Below are 2938 nucleotides of genomic sequence, written 5' to 3'. Positions count from 1 at the left end.
GTGTTGCATTGGAAGGCAGGAAAACCGCCAGGCATCTCCAACAACCAGCAACGTTACACCCTGACTGACCATTTGGGGTCGAGCGCACTGGAGCTGGATGAGCACGCCAACATCATCACCCAGGAACACTATTACCCGTTTGGCGGCACGGCGTGGTCGAACGGGGAGGCGGTACAGGTCAGTTACAAGATAGTGCGTTATTCGGGAAAAGAGCGGGACGCGACTGGGCTTTATTATTATGGGTTTCGTTATTACATAGCGTGGTTACAGCGCTGGGTTAATCCGGATCCGGCCGGAGATATCGATGGATTGAATATTTTTGTTTTCGTGAGGGATAATCCGATTCGTTATAAAGATGCAAATGGGCTTGGGTTGGAGTTGACTAACAACGTAAGAGATTATCTTGTTTCGAAGAGAGGCCAAGATGTGTCTGTCGACGTTGATACTTTCAAAAAATTCTTCTTCATGGCGAAGTTGTCCGGTTCGCGAGTTAGCGTGTTAGATGAGGCTACGGGTAATTATGAGTCGACCGATGAGTTTCAGGTTGTTGAAGTCGGTGTAGGTAGTCGTGAAGAGCTTCTGCGGAGAAATCCGAGAGGTGTCATAGCGAGTGATGAAGTGAAAAGTACACTAAATATCTACGGGCTAAAATATACTAGCCTGATGAATGCTTCGAGCCACCGTTGGTTTGAACGGCGCCAGTGGGGAAAAGAAGCTGCCAGGCAGAGAGGGAACTTTGCGGCTGGAGAATATGTTTCTCGGCACTTCAGTAATTGGTTGGTCCTAGGCGAAAGGACCCGTCAAATGGATGTGGATTTGAACGGGGCACCAGATAATAGGCTATTTGCGCTTATAAAAAAGACCGATCTGGTAAAAGAGCCATCGGAGCGAACCATCTACGGGATTTCTATGATATCGGTGACTCGTAAGGATGATGGAAGTAACGAAGCTGCCCTTAATGTTGATTACACCATTGTGCATCCTGATGCTCAAATTACCCGTTCGGATGCTGATTCTAGCGATGCAGGAGCTTCGACTGGCGCTTGGAGGCTCCGTGGTGCTGGAACATTTTTGACAATGAACGCGATAAATCTAGTCAGTAGAACAGTCAACATGAAAACAATACACACCAGCGCTATAAATCCTCGCTCTGCAGCAATGGCCATGGGTTGGGGTGAGGCATCACCCTTTTAGAATGCTGAAACCACCACCGAATCGAGTCAAATTCAACGATGAACAGGGCCGTGTATAACCATCACCCGATGCTCGAGGTTACAGATCCGCGGAGATTGGCCGTGCGTTTGGTGGATTACCTCCATGCAGTGGGGACTCAGACTTTTGAGTCTCGGGTCAATCGCACTACCCGCGATCAGATTGGTTTGGCTGTTGCTGAGTCCGACCCGCGTCTGGCTCATGTTGATGGAACACTGGCCAATTTGAGCAGCGTCCATTCACTGTCTGGCGCAGTACTGTGCACGTCAAGCGTAGACGCCGGGCTGCGGATCAGTCTGTTTGGCGAGGCGGGTCAACCGGTGCTGGGTTGGGATGGTCGCGGTTCACAGCGGTGGATGCGATACGACAAACAATTGCGTTTGAGCGAGTTATACGAGCAAGCTGCAGGAGGCGATTCGGTTTGCGCCGAGCGTTTGACTTACGCGGCAAACGATCAGGCATTTTCCGACAACAACCAGTGTGGTCGATTGATCCGTCATGAGGATCCAGCGGGTGTTTTGCTGTGCAACGATTATGGATTGAATGGCGCAGCACTTGAGCAGGAGCGGCGTTTTACCTCGCAAAAAACTACCGGTTTTGTAACGCACTCGCAGTTCTGTCCACCCGGTGAGTTGATCTCCGTCACAGATGCCCAAGGTAATGAACAGCGATTTCATCAAACCGTCGGTGGCTCATTGCGGGCCGTGGATTTGCGCTTGAACGGCACGCTGGAATGGCTGCCAATCGTGCGCACCATTACCTACAACGCTCACGGTCAGGTCGAACAGGAAGTCGCCGGCAACGGCGTGATCACTACTCTCGAATATGGTCCCGAAGACGGGCGACTAAAACGTTTACTGTCCCGCCTCGATACCAACGCTCCTCTGCAGGATCTGCATTACACCTGCGACCCGGTCGGCAATTTACTGAGCATCGAAGATGCCGCACTGCCGATCCGCTATTTCGCCAACCAGCGCATTGAGTCAATCAGTCGTTATTGTTACGACACGCTGTACAGATTGGTCGAGGCCACAGGTTGGGAAGCCGGTGCTGTAAAACATGGCCCGTCAGCATCCCGAGCCGCCGATCCCGCAATGCCCCTCAACTACCGCCAAACCTACCGCTATGACGCCGGCAACAACCTGCTCGAACTGACCCATGTAGGCGCGCAGGATCCCGGCCATCGCCTGGTTGCCGAAATGCACAGCAATCGTTGTCTGCCGGTGCTTAACGGTGTTGAACCTACAGAAAACGATTTTCGAAACGGTTTCGACGCCAACGGCAACTTGCTTCAATTGCAGCCAGGGCAGACTTTGAGCTGGGACGTGCGCAATCAGTTACGAGAAGTGCGTCCGGTTGTACGCACGGGTGCTGACGACGATATCGAAACGTATGAGTACGGCGCCGATGGGATACGCGTGTGCAAAGTTCGCTCGTTGCAGACTGGTACACAAACCAACACCATCGAAACCCGTTATCTGCCCGGCCTGCAAATCCGCACTCACAGCGGCACCGGTGAGGAACTGCACGTCATTGAAGTGTCGACCGGGCGAGGCAGCGTTCGGGTGTTGCATTGGAAGGCAGGAAAACCGCCAGGCATCTCCAACAACCAGCAACGTTACACCCTGACTGACCATTTGGGGTCGAGCGCACTGGAGCTGGATGAGCACGCCAACATCATCACCCAGGAACACTATTACCCGTTTGGCGGCACGGCGTGGTCGAA

The 2938-nt window shown here is 52.7% G+C and carries 1 protein-coding gene and 1 pseudogene; both read left to right on the top strand.

The features are described 5' to 3' along the window. A partial coding sequence (locus DU29_RS0128150) for an RHS repeat-associated core domain-containing protein (protein ID WP_028624695.1) occupies window positions 1-1194 on the top strand: 1194 nt, incomplete at its 5' end. 101 nt (window positions 1195-1295) lie between these two features. Continuing rightward, window positions 1296-2938 (top strand): annotated as a pseudogene (locus DU29_RS0128145) (RHS repeat protein); the annotation flags it as partial.

This window comes from Pseudomonas sp. Ant30-3, from assembly GCF_000690905.1.
In the GTDB taxonomy this organism is placed as follows: domain Bacteria; phylum Pseudomonadota; class Gammaproteobacteria; order Pseudomonadales; family Pseudomonadaceae; genus Aquipseudomonas.
Note: the sequence above shows the minus strand (reverse complement) of the source record. Positions and strands in the feature narration are given on the sequence as shown.